This window comes from Alcanivorax sp. HI0044 (assembly GCF_001634945.1).
The window spans coordinates 1-618 of record NZ_LWEZ01001661.1 but is presented as its reverse complement, the minus strand read 5'-3'; the positions used below and the strand labels follow the sequence as shown (position 1 = coordinate 618).

Annotated in this window: 1 protein-coding gene; it reads right to left on the bottom strand. The window is 63.1% G+C overall.

What is annotated here, in order from left to right:
* The coding region (locus A3730_RS32195; RefSeq protein ID WP_197477628.1) for a hypothetical protein at positions 1–618 on the bottom strand (618 nt) is incomplete at both ends.

Genomic DNA, 618 nt, shown 5'->3' with positions numbered 1-618 from the left:
GCTTCTGGCAACGGTCCATGATCAACAGCTGGCCGTTTACCGCGGCCAGGCCGCCGGGCATGGTTAGTGTGCTGACCTCACTGCCCAGGCTGTGGCCCGCCAGGGTGAAGTGGTGCAGCCGTCGATCACCGAGGGTGAGCAGGGTGATACGCTCTCGGGTTTTGGCCAGTGAGGCGGGACCATTCAGGGGCAGGTCGCTCTCCAGCCAGGTTCTGGTTTCATTGCGGATATCCAGTCGCATCAGACGATGGCCATGTACATCCGCGATCACGGCATGATCACCATTGAGGACAAAATCGGCAGGTTCCAGCAGATCGGTCAGATCGATGTGGCGGGCCAGGGTTCCGTCGGGCCGGAACCAGCTTAGCCGGCGCTGACTGCGGTCCAGCAAGACGGCGTTATCACCGTCCAGGGCCGCGGCCACGATGCGGGTTTCGTTGGCTGCACCGGTGGTCAGGTTGATGGTACTGCCATGGCGATACCACAGGGCTTGCCGGCCATGGTCGCTGATCTGCAGGCGCTGGTTCTTCCCCAGGGCAATCGCTCGCGCCGCACTGACCAATTCCACGCGGGTTGCCGTGGTGCCAGCGACCAGAGGGGTGCTGAGCAGTATTCCGG